This window comes from Dermacoccus nishinomiyaensis (genome assembly GCF_900447535.1).
GTDB lineage: Bacteria > Actinomycetota > Actinomycetes > Actinomycetales > Dermatophilaceae > Dermacoccus > Dermacoccus nishinomiyaensis.
The window spans coordinates 98592-122084 of sequence record NZ_UFXX01000002.1; the positions used below are offsets into that span (position 1 = coordinate 98592).

21 protein-coding genes and 1 pseudogene are annotated in these 23493 nt (G+C 70.1%); 3 read left to right on the top strand and 19 right to left on the bottom strand.

All coding sequences use genetic code 11. The features are described from left to right. Positions 1-8: 8 nt before the first annotated feature. The 11 genes from DYE07_RS12285 to DYE07_RS12335 all read right to left on the bottom strand — a co-directional run bounded on the left by DYE07_RS12285 (position 9) and on the right by DYE07_RS12335 (position 10349). Positions 9-374 carry a YlxR family protein gene (locus DYE07_RS12285; protein WP_050786491.1) on the bottom strand — a complete coding sequence of 122 codons (366 nt, stop codon included), beginning with the start codon at positions 372-374 and terminating at the stop codon, positions 9-11. Positions 375-503: 129 nt separating this feature from the next. Next, on the bottom strand, positions 504-1523 hold the full coding sequence (gene nusA, locus DYE07_RS12290; RefSeq protein WP_006944857.1) for a transcription termination factor NusA: 1020 nt from the start codon (positions 1521-1523) through the stop codon (positions 504-506). After that, positions 1523-2074, bottom strand: coding sequence for a ribosome maturation factor RimP (gene rimP, locus DYE07_RS12295; protein ID WP_062257565.1), 552 nt, complete (start codon positions 2072-2074; stop codon positions 1523-1525). Before rimP ends, nusA begins: the two co-directional genes overlap by 1 nt. A 170-nt stretch (positions 2075-2244) precedes the next feature. Continuing rightward, entirely contained in the window at positions 2245-3180 is a 936-nt protein-coding gene (locus DYE07_RS12300; RefSeq protein ID WP_083607188.1) for an ABC transporter permease, read from the bottom strand. Then, positions 3167-3988 carry an ABC transporter ATP-binding protein gene (locus DYE07_RS12305; protein ID WP_006944904.1) on the bottom strand — a complete coding sequence of 274 codons (822 nt, stop codon included), beginning with the start codon at positions 3986-3988 and terminating at the stop codon, positions 3167-3169. The genes DYE07_RS12300 and DYE07_RS12305 overlap by 14 nt, the downstream gene beginning before the upstream one ends. 1 nt (position 3989) lies before the next feature. After that, a complete protein-coding gene (locus DYE07_RS12310; protein ID WP_074045571.1) occupies positions 3990-5102 on the bottom strand; it encodes an ABC transporter substrate-binding protein in 1113 nt (370 codons plus the stop codon). Between the two features lies 1 nt (position 5103). Next, on the bottom strand, positions 5104-6492 hold the full coding sequence (locus tag DYE07_RS12315) for a sulfate adenylyltransferase subunit 1 (protein ID WP_062258543.1): 1389 nt from the start codon (positions 6490-6492) through the stop codon (positions 5104-5106). A 2-nt stretch (positions 6493-6494) separates the two neighbouring features. Then, on the bottom strand, positions 6495-7433 hold the full coding sequence (cysD, locus tag DYE07_RS12320) for a sulfate adenylyltransferase subunit CysD (protein ID WP_006944913.1): 939 nt from the start codon (positions 7431-7433) through the stop codon (positions 6495-6497). After that, positions 7430-7966, bottom strand: coding sequence for an adenylyl-sulfate kinase (gene cysC / locus DYE07_RS12325; protein ID WP_050786489.1), 537 nt, complete (start codon positions 7964-7966; stop codon positions 7430-7432). The genes cysD and cysC overlap by 4 nt, the downstream gene beginning before the upstream one ends. Continuing rightward, a complete protein-coding gene (locus DYE07_RS12330) occupies positions 7963-8667 on the bottom strand; it encodes a phosphoadenylyl-sulfate reductase (RefSeq protein ID WP_006944887.1) in 705 nt (234 codons plus the stop codon). The genes cysC and DYE07_RS12330 overlap by 4 nt, the downstream gene beginning before the upstream one ends. Beyond that, positions 8664-10349, bottom strand: coding sequence for a nitrite/sulfite reductase (locus tag DYE07_RS12335; protein ID WP_006944918.1), 1686 nt, complete (start codon positions 10347-10349; stop codon positions 8664-8666). The genes DYE07_RS12330 and DYE07_RS12335 overlap by 4 nt, the downstream gene beginning before the upstream one ends. Before the next feature lie 187 nt (positions 10350-10536). On the opposite strand from DYE07_RS12335, the gene DYE07_RS12340 reads away from it, so the two are divergent. Next, complete coding sequence (locus DYE07_RS12340) at positions 10537-11535, top strand: hypothetical protein (RefSeq protein WP_115297186.1); 999 nt, start codon at positions 10537-10539, stop codon at positions 11533-11535. Positions 11536-11564: 29 nt separating this feature from the next. Then, positions 11565-12770, top strand: coding sequence for a CapA family protein (locus DYE07_RS12345; protein ID WP_006944868.1), 1206 nt, complete (start codon positions 11565-11567; stop codon positions 12768-12770). A 75-nt stretch (positions 12771-12845) separates the two neighbouring features. Here the strand turns inward: DYE07_RS12345 and DYE07_RS12350 are convergent, their stop codons facing one another. Both DYE07_RS12350 and DYE07_RS12355 read right to left on the bottom strand, forming a co-directional pair. Then, on the bottom strand, positions 12846-13637 hold the full coding sequence (locus tag DYE07_RS12350) for a TSUP family transporter (protein ID WP_006944901.1): 792 nt from the start codon (positions 13635-13637) through the stop codon (positions 12846-12848). Positions 13638-13787: 150 nt separating this feature from the next. Continuing rightward, positions 13788-15551: a proline--tRNA ligase gene (locus DYE07_RS12355; RefSeq protein WP_115297187.1), complete on the bottom strand. Its 1764-nt coding sequence runs from the start codon at positions 15549-15551 to the stop codon at positions 13788-13790. A 225-nt stretch (positions 15552-15776) separates the two neighbouring features. Between DYE07_RS12355 and DYE07_RS15435 the strand changes: the two are divergent. Further along, positions 15777-16172, top strand: a pseudogene (locus DYE07_RS15435) (AIM24 family protein); the annotation flags it as partial. Between the two features lie 175 nt (positions 16173-16347). On the opposite strand, the gene DYE07_RS12365 reads toward DYE07_RS15435, so the two are convergent. From DYE07_RS12365 to dxr, 6 genes are all read right to left on the bottom strand, one after another. Beyond that, positions 16348-18027, bottom strand: a complete 1680-nt coding sequence (locus DYE07_RS12365) for an acyl-CoA dehydrogenase family protein (protein ID WP_006944872.1) — start codon at positions 18025-18027, stop codon at positions 16348-16350. A 174-nt stretch (positions 18028-18201) separates the two neighbouring features. After that, positions 18202-18606: a DoxX family protein gene (locus DYE07_RS12370; protein WP_006944879.1), complete on the bottom strand. Its 405-nt coding sequence runs from the start codon at positions 18604-18606 to the stop codon at positions 18202-18204. Between the two features lie 120 nt (positions 18607-18726). Then, entirely contained in the window at positions 18727-19662 is a 936-nt protein-coding gene (locus DYE07_RS12375; RefSeq protein WP_006944855.1) for a GNAT family N-acetyltransferase, read from the bottom strand. A gap of 7 nt (positions 19663-19669) precedes the next feature. Then, positions 19670-20827 (bottom strand): flavodoxin-dependent (E)-4-hydroxy-3-methylbut-2-enyl-diphosphate synthase, encoded by a 1158-nt coding sequence (gene ispG / locus DYE07_RS12380; protein ID WP_062257398.1) that lies wholly within the window; start codon positions 20825-20827, stop codon positions 19670-19672. A 47-nt stretch (positions 20828-20874) separates the two neighbouring features. Further along, on the bottom strand, positions 20875-22197 hold the full coding sequence (locus DYE07_RS12385) for a M50 family metallopeptidase (RefSeq protein ID WP_074039832.1): 1323 nt from the start codon (positions 22195-22197) through the stop codon (positions 20875-20877). Next, positions 22197-23384: a 1-deoxy-D-xylulose-5-phosphate reductoisomerase gene (gene dxr / locus DYE07_RS12390; RefSeq protein ID WP_115297189.1), complete on the bottom strand. Its 1188-nt coding sequence runs from the start codon at positions 23382-23384 to the stop codon at positions 22197-22199. The genes DYE07_RS12385 and dxr overlap by 1 nt, the downstream gene beginning before the upstream one ends. Positions 23385-23493 lie beyond the last annotated feature (109 nt).

Sequence of the window (23493 nt, forward strand, 5' to 3'; positions counted from 1 at the left end):
GTGAGAACTCATCGGTTGCTCATCGCGTCAAACCCGCTTTCGGTCATGGTGTGTTCGCCGTCGGGCGACGGCAGGCGGGCGATCTCGGCCGCCACGTGTTCCTGCAGCGTCGCGGTGTGGACCGCGGTGTGCAGACGAAGTGCTCGTGCCCATGCCCGACGCTTGGTGGCCTGTTCGAGGCACGTCGTGTCGGCGTGGAGCCAGGCTCCTCGACCGGGCATCGCCTTGCGCGAGTCGAGCACCAGGGTGGCGCCGTCCTCGCTCACTGCGATGCGCAGCAAAACGGAACGGCCGCCCTTGCCCCGGCACCCGATGCAGGTTCGCTGCGGTTCTGCGGGCCGGGAGAGCTCGACGTTCGGGATCGGCACGTTCACACGCACCCCACCTTCACATCTGTCACCGTTCAAGACCTACCCTACCCCCGCACAGCTCCGCGACGAAATGCGCGCACCCCGGCCACGCTCGATGGCCGGGGTGCGCGCGAGACGTCTGAGGGCGCGCGCTCAGCGGGCCGACTCGTCGTCACGCCCGCCGTCGGCGAGCGCGGTGTCGGGCCGGATGTCGATGCGCCACCCCGTCAGCTTCGCCGCGAGACGGGCGTTCTGGCCCTCCTTGCCGATGGCGAGGCTGAGCTGGAAGTCGGGCACGACGACGCGGGCGGCTCGGGCCTTCGGGTCGACGACCTCGACCGACTCGACGCGCGACGGCGACAGCGCCGCGGCGATGAACTCATCGGGCTGGCGCGAGTAGTCGACGATGTCGATCTTCTCGCCCTGCAGCTCGCTCATGACGGCGCGCACGCGCTGACCCATCGGGCCGATACAGGCGCCCTTGGCGTTGATGCCGGGCTTCGTGGCGTGCACCGCGATCTTGGTGCGGTGACCCGCCTCGCGCGCGAGCGCGGCGATCTCGACGCTACCGTCGGCGATCTCGGGCACCTCCATCGCGAACAGCTTGCGCACGAGGTTGGGGTGGGTGCGCGACAGCGAGATCTGCGGGCCCTTCGGGCCGCGGCGCACGGACACGACGTAGCAGCGCAGACGCTCGCCGTGACGGTAGGTCTCCCCTGGCACCTGCTCCGCAGTCGGCAGGATGCCCTCCACGGTGCCGAAGTCGACCTTGACGAACCGCGAGTCGAGGCTCTGCTGGATCGTGCCGGAGACGATGTCGCCTTCCTTGCCGATGAAGTCACCGAGGATGGCCTCGTCCTCGACGTCACGCATGCGCTGCATGATGACCTGACGGGCCGTACCCGCGGCGACGCGCCCGAAGTTCTTGGGGGTGTCGTCGAACTCGGGGCCGGGCTCGCTCCAGGTGCCGTCCTCCTGCTTCTCGCCGTCCTCGCGCGCCCACACGACGACATGACCCGTGCGGCGGTCGAGCTCGACGCGCGCCCGGCGGTAGGAGCCCTCCTCCTTCTGGTACGCGAGCAGCAGCGCCTGCTCGATGGCGGGGACGATGACGTCCATCGGAATCTCGCGCTCCCGCTCCAGGGCGCGCAGTGCAGCCATGTCGATGTCCATCAGACGTCCTCTCCCACGGCGTCGGCGTCGTCGCCGCGCGTGAATTCCACCTGCACCTTGGCGCCGGTGATCGATGTGTAATTGAGTCGGGCGGGCTCGGCGTCAACGGCCGCCCCCGCCTTCTTGCCGCCCTGCTCGGGCGTCACCTGCACCGTCTGGGCGTCGGCGCGGGTGATGCGACCGGCGACCTTCGACTCGTCGTCGAGGGTGACGGTGACGAGGCGGCCGACGTTGCGCGCGAAGTGGCGCGGCAGCGTCAGCGGACGGTCGGTGCCGGGTGAGCTGACCTCGAGGACGTAGGGCTGTTCGCCCATGACGTCGCTCGCCTCGAGTTCTGCGTCGATGACGCGCGTGGCGTCCGTGACCTCGTCGAGCGTGACGGGCTCGATCGATTCCTCGACCGCCGTCTCGAGGGCGACGTCGCGGTCGACGAGCACGCGCACGAGGCGGCGCTTGCCGGCAGGCACGACGGTGACGTCCTCGACGAGGAGACCCAGTGGTTCGAGCTTCGGCAGAATCGTGTCGATGATCGTCTGTTCCGAGTTGCTCACTCGCGCCTCCTGGAGTTGTCGCCGTGCCGTGCACCCGTCGCCCGCGGCACGAGCCGTGAGGTGACGAATGCGCAGGCGTCGTGCCTGCGCATCGCCCCTGAGTCTATCGTGACGCGCGAGGAGCCGTCGTCGCCCGAGACCGGAGCGTCCCGGCTCGCCGCAGGTCAGCCCTACGACGGCGCGAGGCCCCGACGGTGCAGCATGCGCCGCTCGATCGGGGCGAAGAGCAGCACCTCCACGGCCAACCCGACGACGAGCACGAGAACGATCGCGGCCATCACGGCTGGCATGTCCGAGTTCGCCTGCCCCTGGTTGAGCATCGAACCGAGACCGAATCCGAGCTTGGGCGACTGCACGATGAGCTCGGCGGCCATGAGGGAACGCCAGGCGAACGCCCAGCCCTGCTTGATGCCGCCGAGATAGGTCGGCATGGCCGCCGGCAGGAGGACGTGACGCACGAGTTGCGTGCGACTCGCTCCGAGGGCCCGGCCGGCTCGTTCGAACAGAGGCGGGACCTGATCCAACCCGCCGATCAATCCCATGGCGATCGAGGGCACTGCGGACAGCAGGATCACGGCGTACATCGTCGTGTCGCTGAGGTAGAACATCATGACGGCGAAGGGCACCCACGCGACCGACGGCAGGGACTGCATCGCTGCGAGCAGCGGTCGGAAGGCGCGCCGCGCCAGTCTCGCGCGGCCGACGACGAGCCCGAGTGTCGTGCCGAGCACGAGAGAGAGCGCGAAGCCCACCGCGCCGCGTCGCAGGCTGACCCAGATCGCGTCGAGCGCCTCCCCCGAGGTGAGGGAGGTCCACAGGGCCCGAGCGATGTCGGTGACCGGAGGGAGCACCCAGGCCGGTTTGACGTGTGCCCACACGAGAACCTGCCAGGCGAGGACCACGATCGCGAGCGCACCCAGCGGCGCTAGCACGGACAGCGGGTCGACGCGGCGTCGGCGCTGCGCCTGAGCCTGTTCGAGCGCGTCTAGTCCGGAGGTGACGTCGTCGTCACTGATCATCGATCTCGTGGGGCCGGGCGAGCGGTGCCGTCGGGCACTGGCCTCGAACGGATCCTCCTCGCGCATGTCGAACTCAGGCGTGGGCATGACGACTGATCTCCTCTCGCAGGCGCGAGGTGATCTCGCGGGACAGCTCACCGACGCCTGCGTCCTCGATGGCACGCGGCTGTGGCAGGTCGACGTCCCACGTCTGGCTGACGCGTCCCGGGCGCGAAGAGAGCAGGACGACACGTTGGCCGAGACGCACTGCTTCACGCACGTTGTGGGTGACGAAGATGACGGCCATGCCGTCGCGATGCCACACGTCGCTAAGTTCCCCGTGGAGCAGGTCGCGCGTCATGGCGTCGAGGGCGGCGAATGGTTCGTCCATGAGCAGCAGGCGCGCGTTCTGGGCGAGTGCGCGCGCGAGGGCGACGCGTTGGCGTTGGCCTCCGGACAGTTCGTGGGGTCGTCGATCCACTGCGCCGTCGAGCCGCACCGTCGCGAGCAGCTCCTGCGCCCGCTGGCGGCGTTCGGCGGAGGGCACGCCCCTGAATCGCAGGGGAGCCTCGACGTTCTCGCCGACGCTCAGCCACGGGAAGAGCGCGGAATCCTGAAACATCAGCGCCGGTTGAGGGCCGTCGACGTGCACGTCGCCCGCGCTGGCGGGTTCGAGCCCGGCGATGATCGACAGCAGGGTCGACTTGCCGCAGCCGGAGGCGCCGAGAACGCTGACGAACTCCCCCTGTTCGACCCTCAGGTCGAGCCCGCCGATCGCCTCGACGGCGTCGTCGCCCTGGCCGAAGACCTTGTGCAGACCGCGGATGTCGACGGCGGCCGGCTGTGCCGTCGAGCGTGCGTCGCTCGGCGGGGCGATCGGGTGTCGCTCGCCTGCCGTGGTGGTGTCGAACGTCATGTCAGCCCTTTCTGTGCACGCCGAGACCGGCGTCGGTGATCGCAGGCAGGGCGCGTGCAGCAAGGACCTGCCGGAGCGGGTCGAGGTCCGCCAACCCGCGCAGGTCGGGACGGACGTCGATGCCGCCCGTTCGCCACGTGTGTTCGGCGACCTGCGCGATGTTTGCCATCAACGGATCCCAGGAGAACTGCACGTTGTCCATGGCCCGCTCGGCGACCGATCGCTTCAACTTCTTGCCGCTGAGCTTGCCGATCTCGGCGTTGAGCAGCACACTCGCGGCGCCCCGATGGCTGTTGATCCATTCCACGGTCTCGACGTGGGCCGCCAGGAGCTGCTCCACCTGAGCAGGCGCGCGTTCGAGGTACTCCTGGGTGACGAGCAGGCACGTCGTCACGAATCGGTGGTCGGGCCACTGGGTGCGCTCGTCGACGAGCACGTGCGCGCCGGCTTCGACGACGAGGCGAGAGACCCATGGCTCGGCCTGGTAGCTGGCGTCGAGGCGCCCCTGGCGGAACTGATCGAGAGTCTGTGAGTTGGCCATCCACACGGTCTCCACCTCGTCCGCTCCCGGCCCCGTCGTCAGGTGGTGCTCGGCGAGCAGTGTCTTGAGGGCTACGTCCTGGGTGCCGCCGATCTGCGGCGTGGAGACGCTGCACCCACGCAGATCGTCGATCTTCTTCACTCCGGGACGAGCAACGAGCGCAGCGCCGTTCTCCGCTGCTCCGGCGAGGAGGCGCACTCCGGCGCCCTTCGTCCGCACCCACGCCGTGATCGCCGGGTTCGGGCCGAGGTAGGCGACGTCGATCGCGCCGGCGAGCATGGCCTGGACGGCGGCGGGCCCGTTGTCGAAGACCTGCCGCTCGATGGCCGTGCCGCCCAGGTGGCGCGCGAACGTTCCGCGGGCCATGCCTGCGAGGGCCACGCCGTGGGTCAGGTTCGAGAAGTGCCCCAATCGCAGGCGATGCGGGCTCGCCTCAGCCGCCCCGCACCCCGACAGGGCCGGTGTCATGAAGGGGGTGGCGAGGCCGGCGCCGAGGAGCGTCCGGCGCCCGATCTGGGGTGATCGGGCCCGGGATCGGTGTACGGCATCGACAGGTGCGTGATCGTCGCGCATGTCAGCCAGCCAGCCAATCCTCTTCGGATTCGAGCTGCGCGGCGTCGTCGTCCGCACCCGAACCGAGCCCCGCACCCGACATGCCGGCTCCGAGCGTGGCGCCGCTCGCGGGATCGATGACGAGGAACGCGCCGGTCGCCCGGTGGCTGTCGTACGGGTCGAGCACCACGGGCTCGGCCAGACGCAGACGGACTCGTCCGATCGTGTTGAGCGTCATCACTGCTTCAGGGCCGGCTACGTGCCACGTGCTCGTCTCGACGTCCCACAGATGTGTGATGTCGTCGACGACCGCGCGCACCACCTTGGTGCCCGCCTTGACGAGGACGCGCTGACGGACACGCCCGTCCGCGGCCGCGAGCCACGCGAGCACTCCGCTCACCTCGGAGTCGGCAACCGGTTGATCGGGGTCGGCCACGAGCGACAGGACCTCACCACGAGCGACGTCAAGTTCGTCGCCCAGACGCACCGTCACTGACTCGCCCGCTACGGCCACCTCACGCGAGCCCACCGGAGTGTCGATCGCGACGACCCGGCTCGTCAGGCCCGAGGACACCGCGCGCACACGGTCACCGACGTGCAGGACGCCGGAGGCGATGCGGCCGGCGAGACCGCGATAATCCGGATGCTCGGCGGTGCGAGGCCGGATGACGAGCTGGACCGGCATGCGGAACGACTCGGCCCGCAGGTCATCGCGGACGGGTAGCGACTCGAGCAGGTCGAGCAGCGGCGGGTGGTCGTACCCGTCGGGGGCCGGAGCGACGACCCCCTCGCCCGTCAGCGCAGATAGCGCGACGACGCGGGGATCGCTGAGGCCCACCCTGTCGGCCAGGTCGATCGCCTGGGTCCGGACCTCGTCGAACCGCGAGCGCGACCACTCGAGGGCATCCATCTTGTTGACGGCGAAGATGACGTGCGGAACACGCAGCAGCGCCATCAACGCGGCGTGACGACGCGTCTGGTCGCTGACCCCGTGTCGCGCGTCCACGAGGACGACGGCTGCGTCAGCGGTGGAGGCGCCGGTGACCATGTTGCGCGTGTACTGCACATGCCCCGGGGTGTCGGCGAGGACGAAGGTGCGCCGGGGCGTGGAGAAGTACCGGTACGCCACGTCGATCGTGATGCCCTGTTCGCGCTCGGCGCGCAGCCCGTCCGTCAGGAGAGCAAGGTCGACCTGCTCGGCGCCGCGTGACGTGCTCGCGGCGACCATCGAGTCGTAGGTGTCGGCGAGGATGTTCTTCGTGTCGTGCAGCAGACGACCCACGAGGGTCGACTTGCCGTCGTCGACGCTGCCCGCCACGACGAGGCGGAGCTGGGAACCGGGCGAGGCGGTCGGTGCGTGCTCGGTGGACGAACGTGGTGCGTCGGCGGCACGGGTGGTCGTGGTCGTCATCTCTAGAAGTAGCCCTCTCGCTTGCGATCTTCCATAGCGGCCTCGGAGAGGCGGTCGTCGGCGCGGGTGGCTCCGCGCTCGGTGAGATGGCTCGCGGCGATCTCGGCGATGATGTCGGCGGTCGTGCGGGCCTCGGACTCGACGGCGCCCGTGCAGGAGCCGTCACCGACGGTGCGGTAGCGCACCGAGCGGGTGACGAGGGGTTCGTCGTCGCGCGGCCCGAACCAGGGCCCCGGCGTCAGCCACATGCCGTCACGCAGGAAGACCTGGCGCTCGTGCGCGTGGTAGATCGGCGGCAGCGCGACGTCCTCGGCCTCGATGTAGCGCCAGACGTCCAGTTCGGTCCAGTTGCTCAGCGGGAACACACGCGTGTTCTCGCCGGGGGCGTGACGGCCGTTGTAGAGGTTCCACAGCTCCGGACGCTGCCCGCGCGGGTCCCACCCTCCCATGGCGCTGCGCACCGAGAAGATGCGCTCCTTCGCGCGCGCCCGATCCTCGTCCCGGCGCGCCCCGCCGAGGAGGGCGTCGAAGCGTTCTGCCTCGATCGTGTCGACGAGGGGCACCGTCTGCAGGGGGTTGCGGGTGCCGTCGGGGCGTTCCTGCAGGCGGCCGTCGGCGATCCAGTCCTCGACCGCCGCGACGTGGAGGCGCAGGCCATGACGGGCGACGACCTCGTCCCGGAACGCGATGACCTCAGGCAGGTTGTGGCCGGTGTCGACGTGCAGCAGCGTCAGCGGCAACGGCGCGGGGGCGAGCGCCTTGAGTGCGACGTGCAGCAGCACTGCGGAGTCCTTGCCGCCGCTGAACAGCAGCGCAGGGCGTTCGAACTCGGCGATGACCTCGCGGATGATCTCGATGGCCTCGGCCTCGAGTGCCCGCAACGTCGACAGCTCGCCGGCGGGGTTCGTGGAGACGTCCGGTGGCGTCATCGTCTCGGTCATGCGGGTGTCCTCTCCTCGTCGATGAGACGCAGGATCTCGGCGAGGGATTCCTCGATCGAGCGGCCCTGGGTCTCGAGACGCAATTCGGGGTTGGTCGGAACCTCGTAGGGGTCGTCGAGGCCTGTCATTCCGGTGAATTCGCCGGCCTCGGCCCGGGCGTACAGGCCCTTGACGTCGCGTCGCGCGCACTCCTCGAGCGACGTTGCGACGAAGACCTCGAGGTAGCGACTACCGCTGCGCTCGTGGCGTGCGCGGTTCTCGGCGCGTGCATCGGCGTACGGGGCGATGACCGGCACGATCGCCCACACACCGTTGCGGGCGAGCAGGTCGGCGACGAAACCGACGCGCGTCACGTGGGTGTTCCGGTCCGCCCGGGAGAACCCGAGGCCGGCGCTGAGGGAGGTGCGCAGTTCGTCGCCGTCGAGCAGTTCGACGCGTTCGCCCCGCTCGCGCAGGGTGGCGACGAGGCGCTCGGCGAGCGTCGACTTGCCCGCTCCGGACAGGCCCGTGAGCCACACGGTCGCGGCGCTCATGTGTTGATCCCGCATTCGACCTTGTCGCGGCCCGCCCAGCGTCCGGCGCGCGCGTCCTCGCCCGGCGCCACCCGGCGGGTGCACGTGGCGCACCCGATCGAGGGGTAGCCCTGGGTGAGCAGCGGGTTCGTGACGATGGCGTGCTCGGCGATGTAGGCCTCGACGTCGGCGTCGCTCCACGCGACGATCGGCGCGACCTTGATGCGTTCGCGGCGCTCGTCGAAGCTGACGACCGGTGTGTCGCGCCGCGTGATCGCCTCGCTGCGACGCACCCCGGTGGCCCACGCCTCGTAGCCGTCGAGGGCCTCGTCGAGCGGGTGGGTCTTGCGCAGCGTGCAGCACAGATCGGGGTCGCGTTCGAAGAGGTTCGCTCCGTACGTCGCGTCCTGCTGCGCGACACTCTGGGACGGTTCGAGGGTGCGCAGCGTGACGTCGTACGTCGAGGCGACCGCGTCGCGGGTCTGCAGCGTCTCTTCGAAGTGGTACCCGGTGTCGAGGAAGAGCACGTCGACGCCGGGCAGGCTGCGCGACGCGAGATGCGTCAGCACGGCGTCCTGCATGGAGGTGGCCACGGCGAAGCGTTCCCCGAACTCCGCGGCCGCCCAATCGAGCACGGCGTCCGCCGGTGCACCGTCGAGCTGGCCAGCGGCCCGAATGGCGATCCGACGCAGCTCGTCGGGCTCGCGCACGACCTGCGTCATCGCAGCTCCTCCTCGTCGGCGCGGCGGGCCCAGTCGCCGAAGCTCTCGCCGCTCTCGCGTGCGGCTATGTACCGCGTCACGACGCGCTCGACGTAGTCGCCCAGCTCGCTCGCGGCGACCTTGTGGGCGCGCAGCTTGCGCCCGACGACGAGATCCTCGCCCAGGCCACCGCCGAGGTGGACCTGGTAGCCGGGCACCTGCTCGCCGGCGGTGTCGGTGATGATCTGGCCCTTGAGACCGATGTCCGCCACCTGGATGCGGGCGCAGCTGTTGGGGCAGCCGTTGAGATGGATCGCGATGGGGTGCTCGAGCTGGTCGTCGAGGTGAGCGAGACGCTCTTCGAGCTCGGCGACGAGGTCGTGGGCTCGCTGCTTCGTCTCGACGATGGCGAGCTTGCAGAACTCCAGGCCCGTGCACGCCATCGTCGCGCGGCGCCACGGCGACGGACGCCCGTCGAAGCCCAGCGGCCGCATCGTCTCGAGCAGCGGCTCGACGGCGTCGTCGGGCACGTCGAGGACGACGAGCTTCTGGTAGGCGGTCAGGCGCAGCCGGTCGCTGCCGGCGGCCTCCATCGCGTCGGCGACGCCCGCGAGCGCCGCGCCGCTCGTGCGCCCTGCGATCGGCGCGAACCCGACGAGGTTGCGTCCGTCCTTCTGACGATGCACACCGACGTGGTCGATCGTGTGCTTCGGCGTGGGCGCGGCGGGCCCGTCGAGCAGGGGGCGCCCGAGGTACTCGCGCTCCAGCACCTCACGCGTCTTGTCGGCGCCCCAGTCCTCGACGAGGTACTTGAGACGCGCGCGGTTGCGCAGCCGGCGGTAGCCGTGGTCGCGGAACAGCTTGACGGTCGCGAGCCAGACCTCGGGCACCTCTTCGAGCGGCACCCAGGCACCGAGGCGCAGCGCGAAGAACGCCTTCGTCGACAGCCCTCCCCCGATCTGCAGATCGAAGCCGGGGCCGTGGTCGGGGTGGACGACGCCGACGAAGCTGATGTCGTTGATCTCAGGGGCGGCGTCGGGCAGCCACGCGATCGACGACTTGAACTTGCGCGGCAGGTTCGCGAGATCCGGGTCGCCCACGTAGTTGGCCTTGATGAAGTCGATCGCGGGGGTCGCGTCGATCACCTCGTCGGGGTGCACGCCGGCCACCGGCGAACCGAGCGTGGTGCGCGTGCAGTCACCGCAGGCCTCGAGCGTGTCGAGACCGACGGCCTCGAGACGGCGCCAGATCTCCGGCACGTCCTCGATCGCGATCCAGTGGTACTGGATGTTGTTGCGGTCGGTGATGTCGGCCGTACCACGTGCGAAATCGGTGGAGATGCTCGCGAGCACCCGCAGCTGCTCGCGGGAGAGCTGCCCGCCGTCGATGCGCACGCGCATCATGAAGTACTCGTCGTCGAGCTCCTCGGGCGCCAGCGTCGCCGTCTTGCCGCCGTCGATGCCCTGCTTGCGCTGGGTGTACAGGCCCATCCAGCGCATGCGGCCGCGCAGGTCAGTGCCCGAGATGCTGTCGAAGCCCTCGCGGGCGTACTGCTCGAGGATGCGGGCGCGCACGTTGAGGGGCGCGTCCTCGGCCTTGAAGACCTCGTTCGGGTTGAGCGGGTCGAACTCGCCCTTGGCCCACTGCCCCTCGGGCTTGGCCGTGCGCTGCGTGGCGCGGGGACGTTCACTCGTCGTCGTCATCGTCCGCTCCTTCGTCGTTTCTCTCGGGCTCGAAGTACATAACCTTGTCTTCGGTTCAGCAAAACTGCAAATGATGGATAACGGGGTGTTCATCCTGTGGGAAGGCGCGGTGAGCCTGACGCGCCCACGGTGCGCCTGGCGTCACCGCCCGCCGGAACGCGCGGCCAGTGCGTGCCAGACTGTGCCCATGCCCGATGCTCGTCTCACCCGCCGCACCGCGCTCGCCGCCGTCGTCCTCACCACCACGAGCGCATGCAGGCTGCGCGTGGAGAAGGACGCGCCCCTGCCGGGGCCGACGGCGGCACCGGCGCCCGATTCGGGCCCCCTCGAGGCTGTGCGTCGTCACCTCGTGGTCGCGATGAGCGCGGCGAGCCAGGAGACGAACCACCGCCGGGAGGCCGCCGACGCGCAGGGCGCCCACGTCGCCGAACTCAAACGACTCGACGCGACGCTGCGCGGCATCGGCGCGACGTCGCTGCCCAGCGTCAGCGCCACTGCGGCGCCCAGCGTGTCGGCGTCAGCGTCTGCGTCGCCATGGGCGTCGGCGTCCGGAAAGAGCTCCCGCGCGAGCGCCCCGGCGTCGTCGCCCTCGGCGAGCAGCAGCCCCGCCGCGACGGCGTGGACCCGCGCCGAGAGCGACTGGGTCTCCCCCGCGCTGTGCGCGAGCCTGCAGAAGGTTTCGGCGACATCGAGGCCTCTCGCCCTGTCGATCGCCGCGCGCGGGCTCAGCTCGCTGCCGGGTGGCGTCTCCGTGCCGTGGTCCGCGACGGCGTCGGTGCCCTCGTCGTCGGCGCTTCTCGACGCGAACGCGGTGACGATCCACGCGCTCGAGTGGTGGGCGGCGCGCACCGATCCCGATGATCGCGGCGACGTCCCCGACCTGCTCGACGACCTCTACGCCGTGCGCTCGCTCGCGGAATCGTCGGCGTCATCGGGGTCGCCGTCGTCGTCATCGTCTGCTTCCGCGAGCCCCGCTGCGCCCGCGCGCCGCTACGACTCGCTCGCCGCGGCCCGCGCCGATGCGGGCAAGGCGGCCGCGGCTGTGATGTCGGCGTGCGCCGTCGCGGCGACGGGCACGCGCAGCGCCGATGATGTCAACGGGCTGCTGCTCGCGTGGTCGAGCGCGGCCCGCACGGTGCGCTTCGGTGGGGGCAGCGTCTCGCCGTTCCCGGGCCTCGCGACCTGAGCACGCCCGCCGGGAATAAACTCGTCCGCATGCGTATTCGGGGACGCGCGGCCGCCGCCGCACCACTGATCTCACTGCTCGCTCTCACGGCCTGTTCGGGCAGCTCGCACGACACGGGCGGCGCTTCGAGCTCCGGGGCGTCATCGAAGGCCGGCGCGTCGAGCAGTTCCGGTGGGAGTGCGAGTCCCTCGGCCAGCTCTTCGGTCGCTCCCCCGGAGCCGGTCAAAAACAAGCCGGGCAGCATCACGATCGGCGCGTCGGGCGACCTCATCGTCCACCCGTCGGTCACGCAGATGGCCCGTCGTGCCGCAGGCGGCACGGGGTACCGCTTCGACCAGTTCTTCGGCCAGATCTCCCCCGTCACGAAGGCGGGCGATCTACGCATCTGCCAGATGGAGAACCCGCTGTCGCGTGACGACACGAACCTGGCGCGCGAGCTGAGCTTCAACGCGCCCCACGAGTTCGCGACGACGGTGAAGTCCATTGGGTTCGACGGGTGTTCGACGGCCAACAACCACGCCTACGACCGCGGCCTCTCCGGGCTGGCGAGCACGCGCAGCGTCATGGCCGCGAACGGTCTGCAGGCGGCCGGCCCGGCCGCGTCTGCCGGCGAGAAGGGCCAGCCCGTGTTCTACGAGGCCAAGGGGTTCAAGGTCGCGCAACTGTCGTACAGCTACACGCTCGACAACCGCATCAACGGCGACCAGACGGGCACTCCCAAGGACGCGCCCTGGGTCGCGGACAACCTGTACGCGGTGCGCACCCCGGAAGGCATCGAGGCCGATGCCGCCGAAGCACGCAAGCAGGGCGCCGACATCGTCGTCGTGTCGATGCACTGGGGACGTGAGTACAAGCCGGTCTCGGCGGAGCAGAAGAAGTACGCGGACGCGTTGCTGCGCTCCGGGCAGGTCGACTGGATCATCGGCAACCATCCGCACATCGTGCAGCCGTGCCAGAAGATCGACGGACGATACGTCTCCTACGCCCTCGGCAACCTGTTCTCCGGCCAGCAGGCCGCATATCTGCCGGGCACGGCGGACGGCGCGTACGCGAGCGTCACCTTCACGCGCGACGCGGGCGGCAAGATCAGCCAATCTATGACGTACCAGCCCACCTATCAGGACCAGAAGACGCGCGTCGTCGAGCTGGCCACCCCGTCGCAGAACCCAGCATCCTACGCCAAGACGACCGCGACGATGGGTGCGTTCGGCTGCGACGCCAAGCCGGCGTCCTGACGGGTGACGGCACCCGCCGCCGTCGCCGGACGCTCGAGCCGTGGTAGCCGGTGAGGCGCCGGGCGCGGCTGAGCATCAGAGCAGGCCGAACTGCGCGGCGGTGTCGTAGCTGAGCTTGACGACGAAGGCCCCCACGACGACGACGAACACGGCGCGCACGAACCCGGCCCCCTTCGAGACGGCGGTCCGGGCGCCGAGATAGCCGCCCGCGAGGTTCGCGACGCCGAGCACGAGGCCGACACGCCAGGCCACCGCACCTGCCGGGATGAACACGACGAGGGCGGCGAGGTTCGTCGCGAAGTTGGCGAGCTTGGCCTTGGCGGAGGCCTCGAGGAAGCGGTAGCCGAGCAGGCTGACGAGCGCGAAGACGAAGAACGAGCCCGTCCCCGGGCCGAGCGCGCCGTCGTACAGGCCGACGCCCAGGCCGACGGCGCCCGCCGTCGCGTAATGGCGCCGGCTGCCGGCGTGCCGCAGGTTCTCGAGCTGCCCCATCGACGGCTTGAACAGCGTGTACGCGCCGACGGCGACGAGGACGACGAGGATGATCGGGTTGAACGCGCTGCGCGGGATGTGACTGGCGAGCGCCGCACCCGCCATCGAGCCGGCGAACGCCATCACGGCGAGCGGCAGCGCGGTGCGCAGATCGGGACGCACCCGCCGAAGGTACGTCGCCGAGCTCACCGATGTGCCACAGATCGAACCCAGCTTGTTCGTCGCGAGCAGTTGGGCCGGCGCGGCGTGCGGGAACGCGACCATGAGGGCCGGCAACTGCACGAGCCCGCCTCCGCCGACGACGGCGTCGATCCATCCCGCGCAGGCCGCCGCGAGCGCCAGCAGGGTGAGCGTCAGGGTTCCCGGGTCGTTCACCCCGTCATCCTGGGCCGCGCGCCGCGTGCCCGCAAACGTCTCTCAGTCCGTGACCGCCGCGCCCGCGCCGCTCGTGACCGGGGCGGCGGCCGTTCGACGCGCGAGAGCCACCACGTCGGGCCGTGGTGGCTCTCGTGACGCAGGGTGGGATCAGGCGCCGCGCACCTCGGAGAGCACCTCGGCCGCCACCTCGTCGACGCCGACGTCACGCGAGGTGCCCGAGCGGCGGTCCTTGACTTCGATCGTGCCGTCGGAGAGGCCGCGCCCGAGCACGACGATCGTCGGGACGCCGATGAGCTCGGCGTCCTTGAACTTCACGCCGGGGCTGACCTTCGGACGGTCGTCGAACAGGACGCCGAGCCCGGCCGACTCGAGGTCGGCGACGACCTGCTCCGCCTTCTCGAAGACCGCGGCGTCCTTGCCCGTGGCGACGACGTGGACGTCGAACGGCGCGATGTGACGCGGCCAGATGAGGCCCTTGTCGTCGAGGTTGTCCTCAGCGATGGCGGCGACGGCGCGGGAGACGCCGATGCCGTAGGAGCCCATCGTCACCGTCACGAGCTTGCCGTTCTCGTCGAGCACCTTGAGCCCGAGCGCCTCGGCATACTTCGTGCCGAGCTGGAAGATGTGACCCATCTCGATGCCGCGCGCGAGCGTCAGGGGGCCCGAACCGTCGGGGGCCGGGTCGCCCTCCTTGATCTGCGCCGCCTGGATCGTGCCGTCGGCGGTGAAATCGCGGCCGTGGACGAGGTCGATGACGTGCTTGCCGCTGACGTCGGCGCCCGTCACCCACGCCGAGCCCTCGGCGATGCTGGGGTCGAGCAGGTAACGGATGCCGGAGGCCTTTTCCTCGCCGAGCACGCCCGGGCCGATGTAGCCCTTCGCGAGCATCGGGTAGGCGGCGAAGTCCTTCTCCTCGAACGCCTCGACGTCGGCCGGAGCGACCTGAGCCTCGAGGCGCTTGGCGTCGACCTCGCGATCGCCGGGCACGCCGATCGCGAGCGGTTCGCGCGTGCCGTCGGGGTGGACGAGCATGACGATGACGTTCTTCAGTGTGTCGGCAGCCGTCCACTCGCGTCCGTCGTCGCGCGGGTGATTCGCGTTGAGGGCCGCGACGAGCGTCTCGATGGTCGGGGTCTCGGGGGTGTCCTCGATGTGTGCGGGGCCGACGCTCACCTCGACGGGCTCGGCCTGCGGCACGACGACGGCCTCGACGTTCGCGGCGAAACCGCCGGGCGAGCGGACGAACGTGTCCTCACCGTGGCGGCTGACGGCGAGGAACTCCTCCGACGCCGAACCGCCCATCGCACCCGAGTCGGCGTGGACGACGACGTACTCGAAGCCGAGGCGGTCGAAGATCTTGACGTACGCGCCGCGGTGCTTGGCGTAGCTCTCCTCGAGGCCCTGCTTCGTGTGATCGAAGGAGTACGAGTCCTTCATGATGAACTCGCGCCCGCGCAGCAGGCCGGCGCGCGGGCGGGCCTCGTCGCGGTACTTCGTCTGGATCTGGAACAGCGTCGTCGGCAGGTCCTTGTAGCTCGAGAACATGTCCTTCACCGTGATGGTGAACATCTCCTCGTGCGTCGGGCCGAGGAGCATGTCGACGCCCTTGCGGTCCTGCAGGCGGAACAGGTTGGGGCCGTACTCGTCCCAGCGGTTCGTCGCCTCATAGGGTTCGCGCGGCAGCAGCGCGGGGAAGCTCAGCTCCTGCGCGCCGATGGCCTCCATCTCCTCGCGGACGATGGTCTCGACGTTACGCAGCACCTTGAGCCCGAGCGGCAACCACGTGTACACGCCGGGCGCGGCGCGTCGGATGTAGCCGGCGCGCACGAGCAGCTTGTGGCCCGGCAGCTCAGCGTCCGCCGGATCCTCGCGAAGCGTTCGCAGGAACAGGTTGGACATGCGCTGGGCCACGGTCTCTCCTCGGGTCGTGTCGCGGTCGCTCCGCGTGACTCGGCCCCACACTATCCCGGCCCGCCCAGGGCGTGCACGGCCCGCATCCACCCGACGCTCGGGCCGCGAGGCCTTCCTGAGATCCATGCAGATTCGACTGCGTCACAATCCGTCCTTCGCCGTCTCCCGTCTCCTGCGCACTCGCCCGGCGTGCAGATCTCCAGCAAGGCCGCGAGCGGCGGCATCATGAAGGGGCTCAAGCGCTCCGTGCTCTGCGGTGAGTCCTTCTTCTCGACGACGTACACCGCCCCCGCCGAGGGCGGGTGGGTCGACATCGCCGGCGTCCTGCCCGGCGACATGTTGCCGCTCGAGACCCAGCCCGATCGCCCCTGCTTCGTCATCAGCGGCAACTGGATGGCCAGCAGTGAGGGCATGGAGGTCACCTCGCAGTTCGGTGGCATGAAGAACCTCTTCGGCGGCGAGGGCGGCTTCGGCCTCGAGGCCAGCGGTCAGGGCCTCAGCGTCTACGGCGCGGTCGACGTCATGGACCTCGCTCCGGGCGAGCGTGACGTCATCCACACCGGGCACGTCATCGCCTACGACCTGGGGATGCAGTTCACAACGCGTCGGGCGGTCGAAGGACGCTCGATCCAGTCGATGAAGTCCGGTGAAGGGCTCGTTTCAACTTCGTCGGGCCCGGGCGCGTGCTCCTGCAGTCACGCAACCCGCAGGCGTTCGCGGAGTGGGCCGCCAAGCTCATGCCCTCGACGAACGAGCAGGGCGGCCTCGGCGGGCTGTTCACCTGACCGCCAGGGCGTCAGGGCCGCGGCGTCGCGCGTCGGGCGATGGCGGCGCTCGCGGCCGACGTGCCGAGGGTGCCGAACACGCCGCCCCACTCCCCCTGCACGCGGCTCGCGATGAACGCGTCGCTGACGCTCGACGGCGCGCTGCGCAGCAGCAGGCTCGCCTGGAGGACGACGGCCATTCGAGCGCTGATGTCGCGGGCGCGGTACTCCGCGTCGTCGGGCGTCAACGACACGACGTCGGCGAGCACCTGTTTCGTCGCGACGTCGAGCCCGGGGTGGTCGCCGCGGGTCACGTCGAGCTCGCGGCTGAAGGCCTCGAACGCCTCCGGCGAACGCGTCAGGGCGCGCAGGACGTCGAGGGCGTTGACGCTGCCCGAGCCCTCCCAGATCGAGTTGAGCGGCGACTCGCGGAACAGCAGCGGCATGCCCGACTCCTCGACGTACCCGTTGCCGCCGAGGCATTCGAGGGCCTCGGCGACGTGCATCGGCGTGCGCTTGCACACCCAGAACTTTGCGAGCGGCAGTGCGAAGCGACGGAACGCGCGCTCGTGCTCGCTGCCGGGATCGCCTGATTCGATACGGTCGACGCTCGCCGCGAGGCGCATGCCGAGCGCCGTCGCGGCCTCCGACTCGATCGCGAGATCGGCGAGGACGTTCTGCATCGCGGGCTTGTCGGCGAGGACGCCGCCGAAGGCATGCCGACGCGCGGTGTACCAGGCCGCCTCGCTCGTCGCGCGACGCATGAGCCCGGCCGAGCCGAGGACGCAGTCGAGCCGCGTCGCGCTCACCATCTCGATGATCGTGCGCACGCCCGCACCCTCGTCACCGAGGCGAGTGGCGTAGGCGTCGTGGAACTCGAGTTCGCTGCTCGCGTTGGAGCGGTTGCCGAGCTTGTCCTTGAGCCGGACGATGCGCAGCGCGTTGCGAGTGCCGTCAGGGTGCACGCGCGGCACGACGAAGCAGGTCAGCCCGCCGGGAGCCTGCGCGAGGACGAGAAACAGATCGTTCGTCGGCGCGCTCGTGAACCACTTGTGCCCGCGCAGCGAATAGACGGCGGCGCCGTCGTCGTCGAAACCCGACGGGGTGGCCTCGGTGACGTTGGTGCGCACGTCGGAGCCGCCCTGTTTCTCCGTCATCCCCATCCCCGCGAGCAGCCCCTCCTTGCTCGCCGCGGGCAGATCGCCGGGCTCGTAGACGCTCGCCGCGAGGCCGTCGGCGTAACGCTGCGTCAGCGCCTCGTCCGCGCGCAGGGCGGGGACGGCGGCATGGGTCATCGTCAGCGGACAGACGTGCCCGGGCTCGACACCGGACCACGTGATGAAGCCCGCTGCCCGCCGCAGGTGAGCGTCCGCCGACGCGTCCTGCCAGGGCGCGCCCGCGAGACCGAACTCGACGCCGCGGCGCATGAGCCAGTGCCAGGACGGGTGGAACTCGACGGCGTCGGTACGCGCGCCGAACCGGTCGACGGCGCGATGCCGCGGCGTGAACGTGTTCGCAGCCATGCCGTGTTCGCGAGCCTCCTCGCTGCCGGCCATGACACCGAGCTCGCGCAGGGGGCCGAGAACGTCGGCATGCTCGTGCGAGGCGAACGCGCTCGCCGCGTCCTTGAGCGCCTCGTCGGCGTCGACGGCGTCAAACCCGGCCATGACGTCGGCCTGATTGGTTGGTGTGAGCGCGAACACGTCAGTCATGCCGCCACTGTAGATCGCCGGCCCGGTGCCCGGGCGGCGTCTGCGCGCAGGAGTCTACGCCGACCGCACGGCGCGGGCCCGCCAATGCGGCGCGGGCCCATCAGTCCGGCGCGAACCGTCACCCACAGTGACGGCGACCCACGCACGGCGCACGGTCGGCCTCGCGAGCCCTCGTCAGCGGCGAGCGATGTCGAGGCTCGCCTTGATGAGCGGCCACTGCGCCGGGACCCGCGCGAGCATGCCAGCGAGGCGCGCCTGCTTGCCCGGCGTGGAGCGGCGTCGGACACTCGCCTGCGCCTGACGCGCCATCTCGACGTTCGCGGGCAGCACGGCGACGAGCAGGGCGGCAGAGGCGTAACCCGCGGCTCGGCGCGTCGCAGGGTTGACGAGACCCGCGGCGCAGACGAGTTCGGCGACACCGCTGAGGTAGACGAGTTCGCGCGCCTTGGGTAGCTGCGGCGGAATGGTCGGCTCGAACACCTGCGGGCGCACGAGGTGCGTCACGCCGGAGACGACGTACGCGCCGACGAGCCCGCGCATCAGGGGCGGAAGTTCACGAAGACCGGTGACAGGATTCATGCCCCCACCCCATCACATCGCCCTGACAACGCCGTTGAAACGGGTCGAAGTGCGGGGGCAGGGCGCTCGTCCCATCGATAAGCGGTGCCACCGCGTCGCCTCTGCGACGGCGCCGCCGCATCAGAGGATGACGGTCGCGAACGTCCCGACGCGTTCGAACCCGGCGCGTTCGTACGCACGCAGCGCGGGGGTGTTGTACCCGTTGACGTAGAGGCTGACGGTGGGCGCGAGCTCCGCCTCGACCAGGTCGACGACGCGCGCCATGCACGGTGCGGCGAGCCCGCGGCCGCGCCAGGCGGGGTCGATCCACACACCCTGAATCTGTGCCACGCCCGAGGCGAGCGATCCGACGTCGGCCTTGAACCGTACGCGCGCACCGTCCATCAGGACGAAGGTGCGCCCACCCATGACGAGGCGCTGCACCCCGGCGCGGTAGGCCGCGGCACTGCCGACGTAGGGCGCGTAGCCGATCTCCTCGGTGAACATCGCCGCGGCCGCAGGCACGATGGCGTCGACCTCGTCGAGTCGGGCCAGGCGCACGCGCGGTTCGGGCTCGATGCCCTGACGCTCGCGCGCCTCCCGCGAGGCGACCATGAGCGGCTGCTCGGGGCGGAACGAGCGCGCCGGCGCGTACGAACGCGACACGAGCTGCCACAGCGGCAGCACCTGCTCGGCCGGCCCGAACAGCGAACTGACGCGGCGTCGCGCACACTTGACGCGGGCCGCGTAGCGTTCCAGATCGTCAGGGCTCGCCTCGACGGGGACGAGATTCGCCGACGCCCACAGCATCGAGCGCAGCGGCCGTTGACTGGACTCGAGCGAGCGAGCGCCGCCTCGACCCAGCCCGTCGGCATCGAACCCCGAAGAGTCCGCCCCTGCCGCGAGTGGCTGGCCAACGTCACCGTCGAGACCGAAGGCAGCGCTCGTCGAACCGAGCGCGCCCTCGTCGAGGCGGGCGGCGACGAAGACGTTCGTCACCGGGTCGAGGTCGCACAACGCCCGCGCGCCGGCGCGGTCGCCGGCGTCGAGGGCTCGCACCCCCGAACGTCGCAGCATGCCGGCGTCAGCCGACCGAGACGGTGGGGCCGGCGCCGTCGGCGCCCGCGTCCTCGCCCATCTCCTCGGCGATGCGCATCGCCTCCTCGATGAGCGTCTCGACGATCTGGCTCTCCGGCACCGTCTTGATGACCTCACCCTTGACGAAGATCTGGCCCTTGCCGTTGCCGGAGGCGACGCCGAGGTCGGCCTCGCGCGCCTCACCGGGGCCGTTGACGACGCAGCCCATCACGGCGACGCGCAGCGGCACCTCCATGCCCTCGAGGCCCTTCGTCACCTGCTCGGCGAGGGTGTAGACGTCGACCTGCGCGCGCCCGCAGCTCGGGCAGCTGACGATCTCGAGCTTGCGCGGCTTGAGGTTGAGCGACTGCAGGATCATGTTGCCGACCTTGACCTCCTCGACCGGCGGGGCCGAGAGGCTGACGCGGATCGTATCGCCGATGCCGCGGCTCAGCAGCGCGCCGAACGCGGTCGCCGACTTGATCGTGCCCTGGAACGCGGGCCCGGCCTCGGTCACACCGAGGTGCAGCGGCCAGTCGCCCCGCTCGGAGAGCATCTCGTAGGCGCGCACCATGACGACGGGGTCGTTGTGCTTGACGGAGATCTTGAAGTCGTGGAAGTCGTGCTCCTCGAACAGCGACGCCTCCCACACGGCCGACTCGACGAGCGCCTCGGCCGTCGGCTTGCCGTACTTCTCGAGCAGTCGCTTGTCGAGCGAACCGGCGTTGACACCGATGCGGATGGAGACCCCGGCGTCCTTCGCCTCCTTGGCGATCTGCTTGACCTGATCGTCGAACTTGCGGATGTTGCCCGGGTTGACGCGCACACCCGCACACCCCGCCTCGATCGCCGCGTAGACGTACTTCGGCTGGAAGTGGATGTCGGCGATGACGGGGATCTGCGCCTTGCGAGCGATGGCGGGCAGCGCCTCCGCGTCGTCCTGGCTCGGGCACGCGACACGGACGATGTCGCACCCGGTGGCCGTCAGCTCGGCGATCTGCTGGAGCGTGGCGTTGATGTCGGTCGTCGGCGTCGTCGTCATCGACTGCACCGAGATGGGGGCGTCTCCCCCGACCTCGACCTTGCCGACCTTGATCTTGCGCGTCTTGCGACGAGGAGCGATGACCGGCGCGGGCGCCGAGGGCATACCGAGAGAAACCGACATGAGCCCATCTTACGACTGCCGCGCGACGCCCTGGGCTGGGCCGAGACTCACTGGATGGTGATGGGTTTCACGACGTCGGCGTAGATGAGCAGCACCGACATCCCGATGAGGACGAGCGAGACGGCGTACGCGACCGGCAGCGCCTTCGTCACGTCGACGTAGACGGGGCCGGCGACGCCGCGCGCCCGCGCGATGGGCCGCTTGATCGCCTCCCACAGCGCACCCGCGATGTGGCCGCCGTCGAGGGGCAGCAGCGGGATGAGGTTGAACACGAACAACGCGAGGTTGAGGGAGGCGAGCAGGTTGAGCAGCAGCAGCACCTTCTGGCCGAGTTCGACCTTCGACGACTCGGCGACGTCGCCCGCGATGCGCGTCACCCCGACGACGGAGATCGGCCCGTTCGGATCGCGCGCCTCGTCGCTGAACGCCGCCTGCGCGACGCCCTTCATCTTCTCCGGTATGTGCAGCACGACGCCCGCCGTCTGCTTGATGCTCGTGCCGAGCATGCCGGGGACAGCACCCGGGCCCTGACGCTGCAACGTGTACTGACCGATCGACAGCCCGACGTACCCGGCGTCGATCATGACGTTCTGGCCACCCGCGTCGGTGACGGGGTTGCCGTCGGCGTCGAGTTTCGCCACCTTCGTCGTCCTCGGCGTGACCTGCAGCGTCTGCTGCCGGCCGTCACGCTCGACGACGAACGGGATCTTCTCGCCGCCGTGCGCGCGGATGACGCGGGTCGCCTCGAGGTTGCTGTTCACCTTCTGCCCCGCGACCGAGATGATGACGTCATCGAGCTTCAACCCGCTCGAGGCCGCCGGCGCCTCCTGCCCCGTCGGGCACTTCTGACCGGGTTCGACCTTCGTCAGGCACGTCGTCAGCGACGTCACCTTCGTGCCGGTGAGCTTCGGCAGGCCGACGCCGCACACCATGACGGTCATGACGACCGCAGCGATGACGAGGTTCATGAACGGCCCACCGAACATGACGGTGACCTTCTGCCACGTCTTGAGCTTGTAGAAGACGCGGTTCTCGTCACCGGGGCGCAGCTCCTCGAAGGTCTGCTCACGCACCTCGTCGGCGAGCTGGCTGAACCGACCGGTCGACGAGGCGCGCACGGAGCCGTCCGGGTCGCCCGCCTTCGGCGGGTACATGCCGATCATGCGCACGTAACCGCCGAGCGGGATGCCTTTGACGCCGTACTCGGTCTCGCCGCGCTTCTTCGACCACAGCGTCGGGCCGAAGCCGATCATGTACTGCGGCACGCGGACGCCGAACTTCTTCGCGGGCACCATGTGCCCCATCTCGTGCAGCGCGATCGAGGCAGCCACGCCGACGATCATGAACAGCACCCCGAGGACGAACAGCATCAGCGCAGCCCCTTCTCGATCAGCGTGTGCGCGGTGCGGCGCGCCCATGTCTCTGCGGCGAGGACGGCGTCGACGTCAGGTTCGCCGCTCTCGGGCGCGTGCTGGTCGACGACCTTCTCGACGGTTTCGACGATGTCGAGGAAGCCGATGCGCCCGTCGTGGAAGGCCTCGACGCACTCTTCGTTGGCCGCGTTGTAGACGGCCGGGTACGTCGAGCCGGCCTCACCCACCTGACGGGCGAGGCGAACGGCGGGGAACGCCTCGTCGTCGAGAGGTTCGAACCGCCAGTCCATCGCCTTCGTCCAGTCGATCGGTGTCTCCACGCCCGCGATGCGGTGCGGCCAGTCGAGGCCCATCGCGATCGGCACGAGCATCGTCGGCAGGCCGAGCTGCGCGACGACGGCGCCGTCGACGAACTCGACCATCGAGTGGATGTACTGCTGCGGGTGCACGACCGTCTCGACACGATCGATCGGGATGTCGAACAGCAGGTGCGCCTCGATCACCTCGAGGCCCTTGTTGACGAGCGTCGCCGAGTTGGTGGTGATGACCTTGCCCATCGCGAAGTTGGGGTGCTTCAGGGCTTGTGCGGGTGTGACGTCGGCCAGCGCGGCGCGGCTCATGCCGCGAAACGGCCCTCCACTGGCAGTGACGACGAGTTTGCGCACCTCGTCGTGCGTACCGGAGGTGAGCGCCTGCGCGATGGCCGAGTGCTCCGAGTCGACGGGCACGATCTGCCCGGGCCTTTCGAGACGCTTGACGATCGGGCCACCGACGATGAGCGACTCCTTGTTCGCGAGCGCCAGCGTGCTGCCCGCCTCGAGCGCTGCGATCGTCGGGCGCAGACCGATCGAACCGGTGATGCCGTTGAGCACGACGTCCGCGCCGACGCTCGCGACCTGCACCGACGCGTCGTCACCACTGACGACGCGGCTGACAACCTGCTTGCCTGCGCCCGACGCCGCATCGGCGATGAGCGTCTCGAGCCGTGCCGCGTCACCGGAGGCGATACCGACGAGCTCGACGTCGAACTCGACGGCCTGACGCGCGACGAGCTCGAGGTCACGCCCGCCGGAGCTGAGCGCGACGATGCGGAAGCGCTCGGGGTTGTTCCGCGCGATCTGGCACGCCTGGGTGCCGATCGAACCGGTGGAGCCGAGCAGGGAGACGGTGCGCTGGGTGGTCACGCCCCCATTGTGTACGAGACGTCTGACAACCGCCCCCGAGCCCGCTGCGACGAACCATCGCTCACGACGCGAGGCGTCGCCACTCAGCGCCTCAGTGAGACGCGGTGAC

What these genes read in the sequence shown, in the direction of transcription:
- DYE07_RS12385 (WP_074039832.1), bottom strand. Translation starts at nt 22,197, where the DNA reads ATGCTGTTCGTCCTCGGGGTGCTGTTCATGATCGTCGGCGTGGCTGCC.
- DYE07_RS12310 (WP_074045571.1), bottom strand. Translation starts at nt 5,102, where the DNA reads ATGCGCGACGATCACGCACCTGTCGATGCCGTACACCGATCCCGGGCC.
- DYE07_RS12300 (WP_083607188.1), bottom strand. Translation starts at nt 3,180, where the DNA reads ATGCCCACGCCTGAGTTCGACATGCGCGAGGAGGATCCGTTCGAGGCC.
- DYE07_RS12340 (WP_115297186.1), top strand. Translation starts at nt 10,537, where the DNA reads ATGCCCGATGCTCGTCTCACCCGCCGCACCGCGCTCGCCGCCGTCGTC.
- nusA (WP_006944857.1), bottom strand. Translation starts at nt 1,523, where the DNA reads ATGGACATCGACATGGCTGCACTGCGCGCCCTGGAGCGGGAGCGCGAG.
- DYE07_RS12345 (WP_006944868.1), top strand. Translation starts at nt 11,565, where the DNA reads ATGCGTATTCGGGGACGCGCGGCCGCCGCCGCACCACTGATCTCACTG.
- DYE07_RS12305 (WP_006944904.1), bottom strand. Translation starts at nt 3,988, where the DNA reads ATGACGTTCGACACCACCACGGCAGGCGAGCGACACCCGATCGCCCCG.
- DYE07_RS12370 (WP_006944879.1), bottom strand. Translation starts at nt 18,606, where the DNA reads ATGAATCCTGTCACCGGTCTTCGTGAACTTCCGCCCCTGATGCGCGGG.
- DYE07_RS12330 (WP_006944887.1), bottom strand. Translation starts at nt 8,667, where the DNA reads ATGACGCAGGTCGTGCGCGAGCCCGACGAGCTGCGTCGGATCGCCATT.
- DYE07_RS12315 (WP_062258543.1), bottom strand. Translation starts at nt 6,492, where the DNA reads ATGACGACCACGACCACCCGTGCCGCCGACGCACCACGTTCGTCCACC.
- cysD (WP_006944913.1), bottom strand. Translation starts at nt 7,433, where the DNA reads ATGACCGAGACGATGACGCCACCGGACGTCTCCACGAACCCCGCCGGC.
- DYE07_RS12375 (WP_006944855.1), bottom strand. Translation starts at nt 19,662, where the DNA reads ATGCTGCGACGTTCGGGGGTGCGAGCCCTCGACGCCGGCGACCGCGCC.
- DYE07_RS12335 (WP_006944918.1), bottom strand. Translation starts at nt 10,349, where the DNA reads ATGACGACGACGAGTGAACGTCCCCGCGCCACGCAGCGCACGGCCAAG.
- cysC (WP_050786489.1), bottom strand. Translation starts at nt 7,966, where the DNA reads ATGAGCGCCGCGACCGTGTGGCTCACGGGCCTGTCCGGAGCGGGCAAG.
- ispG (WP_062257398.1), bottom strand. Translation starts at nt 20,827, where the DNA reads ATGTCGGTTTCTCTCGGTATGCCCTCGGCGCCCGCGCCGGTCATCGCT.
- DYE07_RS12365 (WP_006944872.1), bottom strand. Translation starts at nt 18,027, where the DNA reads ATGACTGACGTGTTCGCGCTCACACCAACCAATCAGGCCGACGTCATG.